Source organism: Pseudomonas sp. LBUM1671 (assembly GCF_059695685.1).
In genome coordinates this window covers 4,265,458-4,282,500 of sequence record NZ_CP166782.1, presented here as the reverse complement: position 1 = coordinate 4,282,500, position 17,043 = coordinate 4,265,458, and the positions used below count along the sequence as shown (strand labels likewise).

General features: G+C 59.9%; 11 protein-coding genes and 2 rRNA genes (1 of these 13 only partly in view). 10 read left to right on the top strand and 3 right to left on the bottom strand.

The window, feature by feature from the left end; genetic code table 11:
• Together ACA060_RS19735 and rrf are read left to right on the top strand one after the other, a co-directional pair.
• Positions 1-1,728: ribosomal RNA gene (locus tag ACA060_RS19735) — 23S ribosomal RNA — on the top strand (it extends 1,164 nt beyond the left edge of the window).
• Between the two features lie 173 nt (positions 1,729-1,901).
• A 5S ribosomal RNA gene (gene rrf, locus ACA060_RS19730) occupies positions 1,902-2,017 on the top strand.
• Positions 2,018-2,128: 111 nt separating this feature from the next.
• Here rrf and ACA060_RS19725 read toward each other — a convergent pair.
• Positions 2,129-3,052, bottom strand: a complete 924-nt coding sequence (locus tag ACA060_RS19725) for a TIGR03571 family LLM class oxidoreductase (RefSeq protein WP_497312677.1) — start codon at positions 3,050-3,052, stop codon at positions 2,129-2,131.
• A 275-nt stretch (positions 3,053-3,327) separates the two neighbouring features.
• Between ACA060_RS19725 and mrdA the strand changes: the two genes are divergently transcribed.
• From mrdA to qhpG, 5 genes are all read left to right on the top strand, one after another.
• Entirely contained in the window at positions 3,328-5,220 is a 1,893-nt protein-coding gene (mrdA, locus tag ACA060_RS19720; RefSeq protein ID WP_497312675.1) for a penicillin-binding protein 2, read from the top strand.
• Positions 5,221-5,468: 248 nt separating this feature from the next.
• Positions 5,469-7,373 carry a sigma-54-dependent Fis family transcriptional regulator gene (locus ACA060_RS19715; RefSeq protein ID WP_497312673.1) on the top strand — a complete coding sequence of 635 codons (1,905 nt, stop codon included), beginning with the start codon at positions 5,469-5,471 and terminating at the stop codon, positions 7,371-7,373.
• On the top strand, positions 7,373-9,091 hold the full coding sequence (locus tag ACA060_RS19710) for an ABC transporter ATP-binding protein (protein WP_497312671.1): 1,719 nt from the start codon (positions 7,373-7,375) through the stop codon (positions 9,089-9,091). The genes ACA060_RS19715 and ACA060_RS19710 overlap by 1 nt, the downstream gene beginning before the upstream one ends.
• Complete coding sequence (gene qhpE / locus ACA060_RS19705) at positions 9,081-9,758, top strand: subtilisin-like serine protease QhpE (protein WP_497312669.1); 678 nt, start codon at positions 9,081-9,083, stop codon at positions 9,756-9,758. The genes ACA060_RS19710 and qhpE overlap by 11 nt, the downstream gene beginning before the upstream one ends.
• Complete coding sequence (qhpG, locus tag ACA060_RS19700; RefSeq protein WP_497312667.1) at positions 9,755-11,044, top strand: flavin-dependent monooxygenase QhpG; 1,290 nt, start codon at positions 9,755-9,757, stop codon at positions 11,042-11,044. Before qhpE ends, qhpG begins: the two co-directional genes overlap by 4 nt.
• Positions 11,045-11,184: 140 nt before the next feature.
• Here the strand turns inward: qhpG and ACA060_RS19695 are convergent, their stop codons facing one another.
• The gene (locus ACA060_RS19695; protein ID WP_497312665.1) at positions 11,185-12,675 is read right to left on the bottom strand and encodes an aldehyde dehydrogenase family protein; all 1,491 of its coding nucleotides are present in this window, start codon (positions 12,673-12,675) and stop codon (positions 11,185-11,187) included.
• A gap of 273 nt (positions 12,676-12,948) precedes the next feature.
• Between ACA060_RS19695 and ACA060_RS19690 the strand changes: the two genes are divergently transcribed.
• On the top strand, positions 12,949-13,203 hold the full coding sequence (locus ACA060_RS19690; protein WP_109633453.1) for a DUF1652 domain-containing protein: 255 nt from the start codon (positions 12,949-12,951) through the stop codon (positions 13,201-13,203).
• Between the two features lie 45 nt (positions 13,204-13,248).
• On the opposite strand, the gene ACA060_RS19685 is transcribed toward ACA060_RS19690, so the two are convergent.
• On the bottom strand, positions 13,249-13,605 hold the full coding sequence (locus ACA060_RS19685) for a hypothetical protein (RefSeq protein WP_497312663.1): 357 nt from the start codon (positions 13,603-13,605) through the stop codon (positions 13,249-13,251).
• 345 nt (positions 13,606-13,950) lie between these two features.
• Between ACA060_RS19685 and peaA the strand changes: the two genes are divergently transcribed.
• Together peaA and peaB are read left to right on the top strand one after the other, a co-directional pair.
• The gene (peaA, locus tag ACA060_RS19680) at positions 13,951-15,531 is read left to right on the top strand and encodes a quinohemoprotein amine dehydrogenase subunit alpha (protein ID WP_497312661.1); all 1,581 of its coding nucleotides are present in this window, start codon (positions 13,951-13,953) and stop codon (positions 15,529-15,531) included.
• Positions 15,532-15,612: 81 nt separating this feature from the next.
• On the top strand, positions 15,613-17,043 hold the full coding sequence (gene peaB / locus ACA060_RS19675) for a quinohemoprotein amine dehydrogenase maturation protein (protein WP_497312659.1): 1,431 nt from the start codon (positions 15,613-15,615) through the stop codon (positions 17,041-17,043).

The window sequence follows — 17,043 nt, the reverse complement described above, 5'->3', positions numbered from 1 at the left end:
AGGTGATGCGGTAGAGGAGCGTTCTGTAAGCCTGTGAAGGTGAGTTGAGAAGCTTGCTGGAGGTATCAGAAGTGCGAATGCTGACATGAGTAACGACAATGGGTGTGAAAAACACCCACGCCGAAAGACCAAGGTTTCCTGCGCAACGTTAATCGACGCAGGGTTAGTCGGTCCCTAAGGCGAGGCTGAAAAGCGTAGTCGATGGAAAACAGGTTAATATTCCTGTACTTCTGGTTATTGCGATGGAGGGACGGAGAAGGCTAGGCCAGCTTGGCGTTGGTTGTCCAAGTTTAAGGTGGTAGGCTGGAATCTTAGGTAAATCCGGGATTCTAAGGCCGAGAGCTGATGACGAGTGTTCTTTTAGAACACGAAGTGGTTGATGCCATGCTTCCAAGAAAAGCTTCTAAGCTTCAGGTAACCAGGAACCGTACCCCAAACCGACACAGGTGGTTGGGTAGAGAATACCAAGGCGCTTGAGAGAACTCGGGTGAAGGAACTAGGCAAAATGGCACCGTAACTTCGGGAGAAGGTGCGCCGGTGAGGGTGAAGCATTTACTGCGTAAGCCCATGCCGGTCGAAGATACCAGGCCGCTGCGACTGTTTATTAAAAACACAGCACTCTGCAAACACGAAAGTGGACGTATAGGGTGTGACGCCTGCCCGGTGCCGGAAGGTTAATTGATGGGGTTAGCTAACGCGAAGCTCTTGATCGAAGCCCCGGTAAACGGCGGCCGTAACTATAACGGTCCTAAGGTAGCGAAATTCCTTGTCGGGTAAGTTCCGACCTGCACGAATGGCGTAACGATGGCGGCGCTGTCTCCACCCGAGACTCAGTGAAATTGAAATCGCTGTGAAGATGCAGTGTATCCGCGGCTAGACGGAAAGACCCCGTGAACCTTTACTATAGCTTTGCACTGGACTTTGAATTTGCTTGTGTAGGATAGGTGGGAGGCTTTGAAGCGTGGACGCCAGTTCGCGTGGAGCCAACCTTGAAATACCACCCTGGCAACTTTGAGGTTCTAACTCAGGTCCGTTATCCGGATCGAGGACAGTGTATGGTGGGTAGTTTGACTGGGGCGGTCTCCTCCTAAAGAGTAACGGAGGAGTACGAAGGTGCGCTCAGACCGGTCGGAAATCGGTCGTAGAGTATAAAGGCAAAAGCGCGCTTGACTGCGAGACAGACACGTCGAGCAGGTACGAAAGTAGGTCTTAGTGATCCGGTGGTTCTGTATGGAAGGGCCATCGCTCAACGGATAAAAGGTACTCCGGGGATAACAGGCTGATACCGCCCAAGAGTTCATATCGACGGCGGTGTTTGGCACCTCGATGTCGGCTCATCACATCCTGGGGCTGAAGCCGGTCCCAAGGGTATGGCTGTTCGCCATTTAAAGTGGTACGCGAGCTGGGTTTAGAACGTCGTGAGACAGTTCGGTCCCTATCTGCCGTGGACGTTTGAGATTTGAGAGGGGCTGCTCCTAGTACGAGAGGACCGGAGTGGACGAACCTCTGGTGTTCCGGTTGTCACGCCAGTGGCATTGCCGGGTAGCTATGTTCGGAATAGATAACCGCTGAAAGCATCTAAGCGGGAAACTAGCCTCAAGATGAGATCTCACTGGGACCTTGAGTCCCCTGAAGGGCCGTCGAAGACTACGACGTTGATAGGTTGGGTGTGTAAGCGCTGTGAGGCGTTGAGCTAACCAATACTAATTGCCCGTGAGGCTTGACCATATAACACCCAAGCAATTTGCTTGCTTCGAGCCCAAAGGCGAAAGAGCACCAGATTGCGGTGTGTGAAGACGAAACGAACCGAAAGTTCGAGATACTCACAAAACACCAAGCTGTCACATACCCATTCGCTGGAGCGTGAACCCGCAAGGGCCCACGACCTGGCTACCGAATTTCTTGACGACCATAGAGCATTGGAACCACCTGATCCCATCCCGAACTCAGCAGTGAAACGATGCATCGCCGATGGTAGTGTGGGGTTTCCCCATGTGAGAGTAGGTCATCGTCAAGATTAAATTCCGAAACCCCAATTGCGAAAGCAGTTGGGGTTTTGTTTTGCCCGCAGGAAAGTGGCGCAAAGAAAAGGGCAGCCTGATAACTGCCCCAGGATCCGTCTGCGTCGTTAGTGAAACTTCGGCAGTACGTGTTCTGCTATTTCTTCAATAACCTCCGCCACAGGGCGTTCGCTACGACGCACGTGCAAGCCGACATGCTGCACACCTGCCTCACGTAACGCCTGAAGCTCATCAATCAAGGCCAGCCGTCCACAACTCCCACCGAAGCGCACACGTCGCATGGGGGTATGAGGATTAGCTGCCAGATCCAGGTGTACAAAGCTGATATAAGGTTTATCACCTCCTACTTCCCGCCACAGTTCCACTCGACGCCGATGCTCATCCGGCGCTCCAGGGTAGGCGAGCCAGCCATCCATGTGTTCACCAATCCATGCTGGTGATTGCTGGCCCAGACCTGCCACCAGTAACGGCGCAGAGTGATCGCGCTCCGGAAGCAATCGAGCCCCCTCAGGCAATCGACCTTCACCCTGACTGCGTATCAACTCAACCGTGTCGCGAAAAGTCTCCCCGCGCTGATCGTAATCCACCCCAAACAACGGATATTCCATCGGCCGGTCACCACTGGCCACCCCAAGCAACAAACGCCCATCACTCAGTTCATCAACACTGTTCGCTGCCTTGAGCGTTAACCAAGGCTGACGCAACGGCAACACAACTGCCGCCGTGCCGAGCATGATGTTGTCGGTGATCCCGGCCAGATACCCAAGGTAGGAAAAGGTTTCGAAGACCTGTGCCGCATCGCCAAAGTTGGGGTCGTAAACCGGCACATCACGTACCCAAAGGGCGCGAAAACCGGCATTGTCAGCCAAACGCGCCATCGCCGCGTGCTGCTTCAAATCCGGAACTCCGAACGGCCGATCTTCAGCAATCCGCAGCCGCTGTCCATCGCTGGACCAATCGTTATCCAGTGGCAGTTCCAGTCCGATGGAAAACCCATTCGAACCGACTAATCGTTGAAATCGCGGATGCATGAAAAGACTCCCAGAAAACGAAATGGAATGACATGCACCCAGTATCTACAGGCCCGCCTGCAAGAAAAATGCATGAATCGGAATATCAATCTTGAACAAAACGCACGAGTTACAGAAAAAACCGACTGTCGTTTTGGCCCTCAAGGACAACCGTTCGAGAAAATCGGGCTAAAGTGACCGCTTGGTTTTTGGTATGGTGCAGCTCGTTTTTTAACGGACTGATGAAAAGCCTACGGATCGGTGCCCCCTTTTTTAGTCAAAGAGCTGCTGCAGAAATGCCCCAACCGATACCCATCAAGGACCACGAAAAAGAGACGCGCCTGGTCAACAAGAGACTGATGGCTTGCGCCCTGTTTGTCGTCGCTATTACCTGCGCACTAGTGGTGCGCATGTATGTCCTGCAAGTGGTTGAATTCGACTATCACTCCACAATCTCCGAAAACAACCGCGTACATGTCCTGCCAATCACCCCCGCGAGAGGGCTGATCTACGACCGCAACGGTGTAGTCCTTGCAGACAACCGGCCCAGCTTCAACCTGACCATCACCCGCGAACGCGCCTCCGACGTCAAAGAAGAACTGGATGAGGTGGTCAATCTCCTGCATTTGCCCGCCGAGGATCGGACACTGTTCGACAAGGCCATGAAGCAGGCGCGCCACCCGTTTGTGCCGGTCACCCTGCTCTACGAGCTCAGTGAACAGCAAATCGCGGTACTCGCGGTCAACGAGTTCCGTCTGCCAGGGATCGATGTCGAGCCCCAATTCGTTCGTCACTACCCGTTGGGCGCGCACTTCGCGCACTCGATCGGCTACGTCGGTCGCATCAACGAAAAAGAATCCAAAGCCCTCGATACGGTGGAATATCGCGGCACCCAGTCCATCGGCAAGACGGGCATCGAAAAATTCTACGAGTCGCAGTTGCATGGCCAAGTGGGTTACGAAGAAGTCGAAACCAACGCTCAGGGTCGCGTACTGCGAGTGCTCAAGCACACCGATCCGATCCCCGGCAAAAACATAGTCCTGAGCCTGGACGTCAAACTTCAGGAAGCGGCCGAGGAAGCCTTGGGCGATCGTCGTGGTTCAGTGGTGGCGCTCGACCCGTCGACCGGTGAAGTGCTCGCGATGGTTAGCAAGCCCAGCTTCGACCCGAACCTGTTCGTCACCGGCATCAGCTTCAAGGAATACGCGGCGCTGCACGACTCCATTGATCGGCCGCTGTTCAACCGCGTCCTGCGCGGCCTTTACGCGCCGGGTTCGACCATCAAGCCCGAGGTGGCCATTGCCGGTCTCGATGCCGGCGTTGTCACCCCTCAGACTCGCGTCTTCGATCCCGGCTACTACCAACTCCCGGACTTCGATCACAAATACCGCAACTGGAACCACAGCGGCGACGGCTGGGTGGACATGGACGCGGCGATCATGCGCTCCAACGACACCTACTTCTATGACCTTGCCCACAAGCTGGGCATCGATCGCCTGCACGACTACATGGCGATGTTCGGGCTCGGCGAAAAAGTCTCGCTGGATATGTTCGAGGAGTCAGCCGGGCTGATGCCCTCCCAGGCCTGGAAGCGTGCCACGCGCCGTCAGGCCTGGTTCCCGGGCGAGACGGTCATCCTCGGCATCGGCCAGGGTTACATGCAGGTCACGCCGCTGCAGCTGGCCCAGGCCACCGCGCTGATCGCCAACAAAGGCGTGTGGAACCGGCCGCACCTGGCCAAGACCGTGGACGGTGTTGCGCCGGTGGACGAGCATCCGATGCCGAACATCCTGCTCAAGGACCCGCGTGACTGGGAGCAGGTCAACCATGGCATGCAGATGGTGATGCACGACGCCCGCGGGATTGCCCGAGCGGCGGCACAGGGTGCTCAGTACCGCATCGCCGGCAAGAGTGGTACCGCGCAAGTCGTCGCGATCAAGCAGGGCGAGCGCTACAACCGGGCGAAGACCCTGGAACGTAACCGCGACAACGCTCTGTTCGTCGGCTTCGCTCCGGCTGAACACCCGAAGATTGTCATCTCGGTGATGATCGAAAACGGTGAGGCCGGTGGTCGTGTCGCCGGCCCGGTCGTGCGGCAAATCATGGACGCCTGGTTGCTCGATCAGGACGGCCATCTCAAGCCGCAATACGCCACGCCGAGCAAGGCACCGGGCGATCCACACGTCTAAGCAATCAAGGATTGATGGTGTCTGATAGATCGCCTTCGCGAGCAAGCCCGCTCCCACAGGTGACCGCGTTCTTTCAGAGGAGTGCGGTCATCTGTGGGAGTGGGCTTGCCCGCGAAGAACGATAACGCGGTCCACCTGACAGAACACAAGCGCCATAAGGCACTTGCCATCGCCCTGACGTTAACGTAAAGATTGCGGCAGGGCGCTGATCTTGAATAAGCGCAAAGCGGACCGATCCGGAGCGCTTGATGACGCTAATAAAAACAACTCCTCCCACGCTTCACCGCGAAGCCCGGCTCGCCCGGGAAAAACTCCATCTCGAGGGCGAAGTCCCCGATGGCGTGCTGCGCGCCGAAATCGATGCGTCGTGGCGGCGCAGTCTCAGCCATGGCGTGCATTTCAACGCCAAGCACGAACTGGCGCTGGAATCGAGTGCCAGCCTCGACCTGCTGTTGGCGAGCAATCGGCTGTTGATCGACGCCGCATTGCCGGCGATCGATTACCTCGCCGAGCGCCAAGGCAAGGAAGGCCTGATCATCCTCGCCAACTCCGATGCCACCATCCTGGCTGTCGAAGGTCGCGCCGATCGCCTCAAGGGCAGCGGCCTGCAAGACATCACCCTCGGCGCCTGCTGGAGCGAAGCCGCTCGCGGCACCAACGCACTGGGCACCGCACTCGTCGAAGCGCGACCGACGATGATCGATTGCGGCGAACATTACCTCGACCGTCTCAGCGATTTCTCCTGCACGTCGGTGCCGATCCATTGCCCGCAAGGCGACATTCTCGGCGTTCTCGACCTGACCCGCGAAGGCCCGCTCGGCCGCGTGCATGACAGCACCGCGTTGCTGGCCATGGCCGTCAGCCAGATCGAAAGCCGCGTGTTCAACGCCAGTTATCCGGACGAAATCGTCCTGGCCTTCCACAGCCGTCGGCAATACCTCGAATCCCCTTGGCAGGGCCTGCTGGCAGTGAGCCTCGGCGGGCAGATCCTCGCGGTCAGCGCCCAGGCCTGTCAGTTGCTGCGTGCCGAGCGTTCGGCGCTGGTCGGTCGACGCTGCGAAGAGTTTCTGGGTGTCGACGGCCTGCAATTGCTGTCGCGTCTGCATCAAGGTGGCGTCGGTAGTTTGCAGACCGCCAAAGGCGAATTCTTCTACAAAACCCTGCGTGCGCCGCAACGTTCGATCAATGTCAGCACGCCGCCGCGCACCACCGCCAAAACCGCCAAACCACAGCCGGATCTCGAATCCCTTGCCGGCAGCAACGTCCGTTACGCCCGGGCCTTGCGCATGGCTCGCCAAGGGCTGGCCAATGAATTGCCTGTGTTGCTGCTCGGTGAAACCGGCACCGGTAAAGAAGTCATCGCCCGCGCACTGCACATGGCCGGAACCCGCTGTGACAAGCCCTTCGTTGCGGTGAATTGCGCGGCGATCCCCGAAGGCCTGATCGAGTCGGAACTGTTCGGCTACCGCGAAGGCGCCTTCACCGGCTCCCGTCGTGGCGGCATGATCGGTCGCCTGCAACAGGCCCACGGTGGCACCTTGTTTCTCGATGAAATCGGCGATATGCCACTGGCCTTGCAGGCGCGTTTGTTGCGCGTATTACAGGACCGCAAAGTCGCGCCACTGGGTGCCGGCGAGGAACAAGACATCGACGTTGCACTGATCTGCGCCACCCACCGCGACCTCAAACGCCTGGTTGAAGAAAAGCACTTTCGCGAAGATCTTTTCTACCGGGTCAACGGCATCAGCGTGATGCTCCCGGCCCTGCGCGAGCGTGAGGATTTCAGCGGTTTGGTCGCTCGTCTGCTGGCCAAACTTGATGCCCCGGCGATGGTCCTTCATGACGACTTGAGTCGCTTGCTTGACGGCTATCACTGGCCGGGCAACATCCGCCAACTGGAAATGGTCCTGCGTACCGCGCTGGCCATGCGCGAACCCGGTGACACGGTGCTCACCCTCGACCACTTGCCCGACAGCATGCTCGACGAACTGACCGCCACCGAACGCCCGGCATCAGGCAGCATTCGCGAAAACGAACTGGAGCTGATCCGCCAGTCCCTGGACAGCCATCACGGCAACGTCTCGGCCGCCGCCGACGCCTTGGGCATCAGCCGCGCGACCCTGTATCGCAAGCTCAAACAGTTGCGCTCGTGATGCAGCGCTTGATCGTTCGGCTGATCGACAGCCAGAACCCCGAAACCCTGCAAGCGGCGTTGCGTTGGCTCTACAGCTTTGTTCGCCCGCATCGACTGGCGATTGCCGGGCTGCTCGGTTTGTCGGTCTGCGCCTCGTCGCTAGTGCTGGTGCAACCGTGGCTGACCAAGCTGCTGATCGACGATGGCTTGCTGGCCAAAAACTTTCCGATGCTGGTGCTAATTGCCGGGTTGATGATTCTCGCCGGGCTGCTTGGCACGGCGCTGTCGGGGATCAATCGCTACCTGCACACGCGACTGTCCGGGCGGATTCTGTTCTCGCTGCGCGATGACCTTTATCGGCATCTGCAAACCCTGTCGCCGAGTTTTTACGGGCAGCGGCGCATCGGTGATCTGATGTCGCGCCTCGATGGCGACGTCGCGGAGATCCAGCGCTTCGCTGTGGATTCACTGTTTTCGGCGGTATCCAGCGTCATTGGCCTGGTGGTTGCGGTGGCGATGCTGCTGACCCTGTCGTGGAAACTTTCACTGCTGGCGCTGGTGCTGATTCCCCTCGACGTGCTCTGGCTGCGCTGGATGCGGCGCAAGGTTGAGCGCGATGTGCGGCAGTTGCGCGAGCGCTCGGCGGACATGTCCTCGTTCATGGTCGAGACTTTGCCGGTGATGAAATTCATCCAGTCGGCCGGCCAGCAACAACGTGAGTCGCGTCGGCTGGAGTCGCTCGGTCAAGGCTACATGAGCCAGTTGCTGCGCCTGCAAGTCACCGAGTTTTTCACCCAGGCAGTGCCCGGCACACTGACGTCATTGTCCCGCGCCTGTGCGTTTTTGATTGGCGGTTATTGGGTGGTGCAGGGGACCTGGCAACTGGGCGCGCTGATTGCGTTTTCCACGTATCTGGGGATGGCGGTCGGGCCGGTTCAGAGTCTGCTCGGGCTCTATGTCGCGATTCAGCGGATGACCGTCAGCCTCGGTCGGGTCATGGAATTGCGTGGTGAAGAACCGACGGTGCTGACACCGGTTGAACCCAAACCGATGCCGACCTCCGGCGAGTTGCGATTTGACGACGTGCACTTCAGCCATCCCGGTCGCCCGACGACCTTGCGCGGCATCGAAGCGCGAATCCCTTATGGTTTGAAAGTCGCCCTGAGCGGCGGCTCCGGCGTCGGTAAATCAACGCTCGTCGATCTTCTGCAACGTCATCACGATCCACAATCCGGCCGGGTGCTACTGGGAGAGGTGGATCTGCGAGAACTGGACCTGTTCCAACTGCGTCGGCGGATTGCCGTGGTCAGTCAGGACATCGTGCTGTTTCGTGGCAGCCTTGCGGACAACCTTGCCTACGCGGTGCCGGACGCCAGTAGTGAAGCGATTGCCGAGGTCGCGCGACTGGCACAACTGGACAGCCTGATCGAGTCGTTACCCGAAGGTATCGACAGCCCGCTGGGCGAGCGCGGCCAGCAGCTGTCCGGCGGGCAGAAACAGCGTATCGCCATCGCTCGCGCGCTGTTGCAGGATCCGCTGATTCTGGTGCTGGACGAAGCCACTTCGGCGGTGGATGAAGCCACCGAGCGCGAAGTCATCGAAGCCATCGACCGTCTGTTTGCCGGGCGTACGCGAATCCTGATCAGCCATCGACCTTCCACGCTGGCCGATGCTGATTTGCGCTTTGAATTGCTCGACGGCGTGCTCACTTCAAAAACGGTGCTGCATGAAGCCTGAGTTGCGGATTGGCGTGGTCGACAGTGGACATTCGGCGGCGCAACGGGTGCAAGTGGTTGCGGGACGACGCTTCTCGCTGCTGGAGGATGGCCTGGCCGAAAGCGACTTGCGCGATGACCCGCTGGGCCACGGCAGCGCGGTGATCGAGGCCATCGGCCGCCGGGCGCCTTCGGCAGTGTTTTGCGTGGGCCAGGTGTTTGACCAGCGTGGCGTCACCAGCGCCTTGCAGATCGCTACCGCGATTGACTGGCTGGTGGCGCAGGACGTTCGGCTGATCAATTTGAGCCTTGGATTACGCCAGGATCGAAGCCTGTTGCGCGAAGCCTGCGCGGCAGCGGTGGCGCGGGGCATTTTGCTGTGTGCCTCCAGCCCGGCACAGGGCGAGGGCGTGTTTCCGGCGAATTATCCGCAGGTGCTGCGCGTCACCGGCGATGCGCGTTGCGCCGAGCATGAATGGTCGTGGCTCAACAGTGCCCAGGCCGATTTTGCGGCGTGCGTGCATGGGACCTATCCGGGACAGTCGGGCGCGAGTCTCGGGTGCGCGGCGTTGAGCGGGCACATTGCGGGTTTCCTGGTCGCACACCCTGACGCGAGCAACGAACACATCATCGAATGGCTGCGCGAGAATGCCCGGTATCGCGGCCCTGAACGGCGCTTCGGCGCATGATTCTGGTTCTTGGCGCCGGTCCCGCCGGGGCGGCGGTCGCCCTGGGTTTGCGGCGGCTCGGTTATGCCGTGACCCTGGTCAGCGAGTGGCGCCGGTTTGCGGCGCTGGAAGGCGTTTCGCTTCGGGTGTTGGAGGCATTGCGCGGTGCGGGCCTGCATCAGGCGTTGGCGGATGCGGCGTTGCCTTCCCAGCGGCAGGTGTCGTGGAACGGTCAGCAACATGCACAAAACATCGAATTTCTGTTGGACCGTCCGAGCTTCGACCGAGGCTTGCGCGAGGACCTGCGACTGGCGGGCGTCGAGTTGGTCGAAGGTCGGGTGCTGAGCGTTCAGACCTCGGCGACCGGACATCGGGTCGAGATTGAAGGGCGCGAGGCGCTGCATGCGGATTTTCTGGTGGAGGCCCGTGGACGTCAGGCCCCCGCGCTCGGCAAAGGCCTGCGCGGGCCGGAGACGGTCAGCCTGCTCAATCGCTGGCAAGGCACGCCGGGCAGCACCGCCAGCGCGGTGGAAAGCCTTGAGGACGGTTGGGCCTGGATGGCGCGACGGGCCGACGGCCAGTGCTACTGGCAATGGACGGTGGACGTAGCCAGCGCCGAATTGCCGGGCAAGGCGCAGTTGCTGGATTACTGTCGCGCGCGACGTCAGGGCTCGGCGTTGGCGCGTGAATTTTTCGGTGCGGGGCCTGAGCTCGATCTTCAGCTGCATGCGCGCAGCAGCACGGCGATTTTGAGTCCACAGGTGTGCGGCGATCACTGGATTCGGGTGGGCGATGCCGCGATGGCGGTGGATCCGCTGTCGGGCAATGGCATTTTTCAGTCGCTGTCTTCAGCGTTGCAGGCGCCCACGGTGATCAACACGTTGTTGCGTAAGCCAGAACGGGCGGCGCTGGCACAACGGTTTCATCAGCAGCGGGTGGAGCAGCTGTTTTTGCGCTTTGCGCGGATTGGCCGGGATTTTTATGCCGATGAGCAGCGGTGGTTGGCGCAGCCGTTCTGGCAGGCGCGGCGGCAGTGGCCGGATGCTGAAGTGGCCCATGCCGAGGCGGATTTTGCGGCGTTGAGGATTGAGCGGGCGCCGGTGTTGAAAGATGGGTTTGTGGATGAGGCCGAGGTGGTGATCACGGCGGATCAGCCGCTGGGGATCTGGCATGTGCAAGGGGTGGAGCTGGCGCCGTTGGTGCGGCGATTGCGGTCCGAACCGGCCGAGCAGGCGTTGGCGGGGTTGACGGAGCAGCAGGGGCGAGTGGTTCGCAGTTGGTTGTTGTCCCAGGGCTTCAAGCCCTGAGATTTAGGTTGCATGGACTGGCCCCTATCGCGGGCAAGCCCGCTCCCACAGGGTTTTGTGGTGAAGCTGCAATCTCTGGCATCACACAAATCACTGTGGGAGCGGGCTTGCCCGCGATAGGGCCCGTGAGGACGCCGCAATTACAACTTAATCAACACCGACTTTAACTCGGTGTAATGCTCAATCGCCGCATACCCCATCTCACGCCCGACCCCGGACATCTTGTACCCGCCAAACGGCAGCGCCGGATCGAGCGCGCTGTGGCAGTTGACCCACACCGACCCCGACTTGATCCGCGGAATCATCCGGTGCACCGCCGCCAGGTCGTTCGACCAGATACTCGCCCCCAGCCCGTAAGGACTGTCATTGGCCATGCGCAACGCATCGGCTTCATCATCGAATGGAATCGCCACCAGCACCGGGCCGAAGATCTCTTCCTGCACCAGCGAGTGCTTCTGGTCGACATCGACAATCACCGTCGGCTTGACGAAGAACCCCGGCCCGAATTGCTCACCGCCGCAGGCGATGGTCGCGCCACTTTCCCGACCCTTCTCGATGTAACCGTAAACCCGTTCCTGTTGCCGCGCCGAGATCAGCGGCCCCATCTCGACACTCGGGTCCAGCCCGTTGCCGAGCTTCATGGCGTTGGCGATGTCGGCGATGTCCGCCACCACATTGTCGAAATGTTTGCGCTGTACATACAGCCTGGAACCTGCGCAGCACACTTGACCCTGATTGAAGAAAATCGCGCTGGCGGCCCCGGCTGCGGCGGATTTCAGGTCGGCGTCGGCCATGACGATGGTCGGCGATTTGCCGCCCAATTCAAGGGTGACCCGGGTCATGGACTCCATGGCGATCTTGCCGATCTGCTTGCCCACGGCGGTGGAGCCGGTGAAGGTCAGCTTGTCCACCAGCGGATTGTGAGTTAGCGCGGAGCCAGCGGTGATGCCGGTGCCGGTGACCACGTTGAACACACCCTCGGGATAGCCGGCTTCCAGCACCAGCTCGGCGAGTTTCAGGGCGGTCAGCGGGGTTTCGTCGGCGGGTTTGAGCACCACGGTGCAGCCGGTGGCCAGGGCCGGGCCGAGTTTCCAGCAGGCCAGCAGCAACGGGAAGTTCCAGGCGACGATGGCGCCGACCACGCCCACCGCTTCGCGGCGAATGAAGCTGTGGAATTGATCGTTGGGCATCAGCGGCAACGACACTTCAACGCTGGAGCCTTCAATCTTGGTCGCCCAACCGGCCATGTAGCGCAGAAAATCGATGGACAGCTGCACGTCCATCACCTGCGCTACTGCCGCGCTTTTGCCGTTGTTCAGGCATTCCAGTTGCGCCAGCAGTTCGGCGTCGCGTTGCATCAGGTCGGCGAGTTTCCACAACAGATTCTGCCGCTCCCGTGGGCGGGTGCGGGTCCAGGCGGAATCATCGAATGCCTGACGTGCAGCGAGCACGGCGCGGTCGACATCCTCGGGCGTGGCCCTTGGCACCACGCACAGCACTTCGCCGGTGGCAGGATTGTGCAGGGACATGGTCTGGCCGTCGGCGGCCTCGACCCAGTCACCACCGATGAGCATGCGCGGGGCGCGCTGGATGAAGGCGGAGGTGGCGGGAAGCAAATAAGGGAGGGGCATGGCGAGACCTCTTGTTGTTCGTGAGAACGAGGCTTTCGCAATGGCTGTGCCAAGTGCCAGGAAAGGCAGGGACGCCCTTGGTCGGCGGGGTTTTGGGGGCTCATGGGAGCAGCGGACACAGAGGGGGCTGTTGCAAATTGCGACAACTATGAGACGACGAGCGACCTGTTGCGACCTTGAGACACCCACTTTAGGGGACTAGAATTTTCTGGCTCGGTGGATGAAGCGATGGTCCGTTCATCCGGCCAACCATCTGGCGTAAGGGAGGTAACGATGTTCCTTTCAACCCTGGAAATTCAAAGCATCATTGAACACAAAATGCTGCCCGCGGTCTGCACGTGCATCATGGAGGCAGACCAATCCCTGACGATCCGGGTCTGTGACTGCATGACAGGAAAAGTGGATCTGATCGCCACTAACGTCCCCGTATGGAACTTGAACAGTCCCCATGACATTGCTGTACTTGTGGCGGATATTCAGCAAAAAATCGAGGCTCATAAACGCATTTCCTCGACATTGGCCAGTTGAGCCGGCGTCCCCCGCAACACGCAAGTGCTGCGGGGAAATGGCGGATCAGGAATGAATCTTCCGCGAAATCTCATCAAACGTGTCGCCATCTACGGCAGCCAACAGCTTTTTGTCATCATTGAGCGTCGCCAGAAAGGTCACTTCGGTTTCCTTGCCGGCCAACATGAAACCCGCAATCGCGCCGATAGGCCCCAGGAACATCGCGCCCGCCACGCCGAAGCCGATGGCGTCCTTGATGTTGTTGATCGATTCCTGGTTAGCGACTTCCACGCGCTTGAACGATGAGAGCGGGAGCGTGATGCCGGGCCACGGGTGAAGCGACGTTCTAAGGGTAAAAACGCCGTCTCTGTACTCTCCATCACCCTGCAGAAAGTCCCCCGCCAGGACAGTGATGCTTGCCATTGTGTTATCCCCTGACTGGCAATCGGTGATCCATCATTTCGCACCCGCTGACGGAGGCCGTCAATCGTCGGGCGATGAACTGTGCCGGTCGGGCCATCTATGCTTGTCTCAGGTTGCAACACCTGTCGCGATATTAGACGCCGACGGACTCGTACAGGCGCGATTCGAAGGTCTTGTCTTCACGTAACTGATTGATAAAAAAGGCTATCGGCAAGCTGGCACGCTCCGTGTATTGCTCATCCCAGACGTTTCTCTTGCCTCCGTCAGCGGTGCGCCGCCGGCGGCAGAAACCATAAAAACGATAAGCCACAAAAATAAGAAAGCACCGTGCGAGGTTCGACGTTGATGAAGAGAAGACTCCGATCAGGCCTGAGCGCCAGTCTGCTGGCCGTGGCCGCATGTGTGGCGCTGCATTCGCCCGACAGCCTGGCAGCCCGCGACGCCCAGACCATCCTCAAGGAAACCTGCCAGGGCTGTCACACCCCCGAAGCCGACAATGCCCTGAGCCGCATCAGCCACCAGCGCAAAACCCCGGAAGGCTGGCTGATGAGCATCGCCCGGATGCAGGTCATGCACGGTTTGCAGATCAGCGATGACGACCGCCGCACCCTGGTCAAATACCTGGCCGACACTCAAGGCCTGGCGCCGAGCGAAACCGACGGCGTTCGCTATGCGCTGGAGCGCCGACTTAATACTGTCGAGAAGTTCGACGATCAGACCAGCCAGATGTGCGGCCGCTGCCACTCCGGTGCGCGGGTCGCCCTGCAACGGCGTCCGGCCCAGGAATGGGAACGCCTGGTGAACTTCCACCTCGGCCAATGGCCGTCCTTGGAATACCAGGCCCTGTCCCGCGACCGTGACTGGTTCGACCTGGCCCGAAAAGACATGGTGCCGCTGTTGGCCAAGCGTTATCCGCTGGACAACCCGGCCTGGAAAAAATGGCTGAGCACCGCGCCGAAAGCCGAAGCGCTGGTGGGTGACTGGAGCTTCAGCGGCCACTTGCCGGGCAAGGGTGAATTGGCCGGCATGATGAGCGTCACGGCCGATGGCAGTGACACGTTCAAGGTCAGCGTCAAAGGCCAATACGCCGACGGCAGCCCGTTCAATGGCGACGGCAGCGCGATTCTCTATACCGGTTACGAATGGCGCGGCAACGTGACCATTGATGGCGTGACCATGCGCCAGGTGTTCGCCGCCCAAGGCAACGCGATGCAGGGCAGGATGTTCGAGGCCGAGCATGACGAACGTGGTCTGGACTTCGTCGCCGCCAAGCAGGGCAGCAGCCGTTTGCTGGCGGTGCAGCCGGGTTATCTGAAGGCGGGTGCCGAGACGGAAATCACCTTGATCGGCAGTGGTCTCACCGGTAAGCCGAATTTCGGCAAAGGCGTGGAAGTGGTCGACGTCATCGAGCAAAGCCCTGAGCGTATGCGCGTCAAGCTCAAGGCCGCCGCCAACGCCCAACCGGGTCTGCGCAACGTCACCGTCGGCACGTTGAAAGGCCCGACCCTGTCGGTCTACAGCAAGATCAACCAAGTCAAAGTCGTGCCCGAATTCTCGGTGGCGCGGATCGGCGATGGCGGTGGTTCGACGCCGAAAGTCCAGGGCCGTTTCGATGCCGAAGCCTGGGGCAAGGGGGCTGATGGCAAGCCGTATCGCATCGGTGTGTTCCCGGCGCAGTGGTCGGTCGAAGCCTTTGACGATCGCGCCAAGGAAGACGAAGACGTCAAGTTCGCCGGCACCATGCAGGCCGACAGTGGCGTGTTCACACCGGGCGATGCCGGGCCGAACCCGCAACGCAAGATGTCCACCAACAATGCCGGCAACCTCAAGGTGATTGCCGCCGTCGACGATGCAGGGAAATCCCTGACCGGCGAGGGCCACATGATCGTCACCGTGCAACGCTGGAACAATCCACCTATTCCATGAGTTGGCTGAAACCACAGGCTTCGGACACTTTTTCGGAATGACCGCAGGCCCCGTCAAACGGGGTTTGCACAGGAGGTTGCAATGGGCGCTATTTTGAATCTGGTTGAGCGGAACCTGCACGAAGTGCACGTCGATGCCGACCGCATGCTGTTTCACATCCCTAGCAGTTCGCTGTTCGCCAGCGATGAACTGACGGGCACCATCATCGATACCTTGCGCGGTCCCGGCTGTTCGTCGGATGACCTGATCCAGCGTTTGGCTTCGCGTTTCAACGGCGAGGAAATCACTGAGACCTTGCGCGAGTTGATGTCCCTGGAACTGGTCAGCGACGGCTCGCCGCTGACCCCAGACATCGGCACCAAGCGGGTTGAGCGCACTGCGATCAACACCGTGGTGCTCAACGTCAACACCGGCTGCAATCTGAGCTGCACCTACTGCTACAAGGAAGACCTCGACAAGCCCTCGGCGGGCAAGAAGATGGATGTCGAAACGGCGATTGCCTCGGTGGAAATGCTGCTGCGTGAATCCCCGGACGAAGAGCGTTTCACCGTGGTGTTTTTCGGTGGCGAGCCGCTGAGCAATCGCAAGCTGATCGAGTACATGGTCGATTATTGCGAGAAGCGTTTCCGCGAGGCCGGCAAGTTCGTCGAGTTCGTCATGACCACCAATGCCACGCTGCTCACCGAAGAGACCGTGGACTACCTGAATGCCCACCGTTTCGGGCTCTCGGTGAGTATCGACGGACCTAAAACCGTGCACGACCGCAATCGCATCACGGTGGGCGGGCAGGGCACGTATGACGTGGTGCGGCGCAAGGCCGAGATGCTGTTGTCGCGCTACAACAGCCGTCCGGTGGGCGCGCGGGTCACGTTGACCACCGGCGTGACCGATGTGGAAACCATCTGGGATCACTTGTTCAACGAACTGGGTTTTGCCGAAGTCGGCTTTGCCCCGGTGACCTCCGGCGACATCAGCACCTTCAACCTGTCCAGCGACGAACTGATCGAAGTCTTCGCCAGCATGAAGAGGCTGGGTCGTCGTTATCTGGAAGCCGCGCTGGAGCACCGCAACATCGGTTTTTCCAACCTGCACCAGTTGATCACCGACATCCACGAAGGCCACAAAAAAGCCCTGCCTTGCGGCGCGGGCCTGAAGATGCTGGCGGTGGATCACAAGGGTGAGCTGAACCTGTGCCATCGCTTTACCGGTTCATCACTGCCGACCTTCGGCAACGTCCACAGCGGTGTGAAACAGGTGGAATTGAACGACTTCCTGTCCCAGCGCCTGGACCGCACCAACACCGGCTGCGAAGACTGCCAGATCCGCAACCTCTGCTCCGGCGGCTGCTACCACGAGAGCTACGCCCGTTACGGCGACCCGACCCACCCGACCTATCACTACTGCGAACTGATGCGTGACTGGGTCGACTTCGGCATCGAGGTCTACACCCGGATCATGGCCCACAACCCTGCGTTTATCAGCAGCTACATCACTCCGCGCAAGGCTCACTGA

What these genes read in the sequence shown, in the direction of transcription:
- ACA060_RS19725 (WP_497312677.1), bottom strand. Translation starts at nt 3,052, where the DNA reads ATGCATCCGCGATTTCAACGATTAGTCGGTTCGAATGGGTTTTCCATC.
- mrdA (WP_497312675.1), top strand. Translation starts at nt 3,328, where the DNA reads ATGCCCCAACCGATACCCATCAAGGACCACGAAAAAGAGACGCGCCTG.
- ACA060_RS19715 (WP_497312673.1), top strand. Translation starts at nt 5,469, where the DNA reads ATGACGCTAATAAAAACAACTCCTCCCACGCTTCACCGCGAAGCCCGG.
- ACA060_RS19710 (WP_497312671.1), top strand. Translation starts at nt 7,373, where the DNA reads ATGCAGCGCTTGATCGTTCGGCTGATCGACAGCCAGAACCCCGAAACC.
- qhpE (WP_497312669.1), top strand. Translation starts at nt 9,081, where the DNA reads ATGAAGCCTGAGTTGCGGATTGGCGTGGTCGACAGTGGACATTCGGCG.
- qhpG (WP_497312667.1), top strand. Translation starts at nt 9,755, where the DNA reads ATGATTCTGGTTCTTGGCGCCGGTCCCGCCGGGGCGGCGGTCGCCCTG.
- ACA060_RS19695 (WP_497312665.1), bottom strand. Translation starts at nt 12,675, where the DNA reads ATGCCCCTCCCTTATTTGCTTCCCGCCACCTCCGCCTTCATCCAGCGC.
- ACA060_RS19690 (WP_109633453.1), top strand. Translation starts at nt 12,949, where the DNA reads ATGTTCCTTTCAACCCTGGAAATTCAAAGCATCATTGAACACAAAATG.
- ACA060_RS19685 (WP_497312663.1), bottom strand. Translation starts at nt 13,605, where the DNA reads ATGGCAAGCATCACTGTCCTGGCGGGGGACTTTCTGCAGGGTGATGGA.
- peaA (WP_497312661.1), top strand. Translation starts at nt 13,951, where the DNA reads ATGAAGAGAAGACTCCGATCAGGCCTGAGCGCCAGTCTGCTGGCCGTG.
- peaB (WP_497312659.1), top strand. Translation starts at nt 15,613, where the DNA reads ATGGGCGCTATTTTGAATCTGGTTGAGCGGAACCTGCACGAAGTGCAC.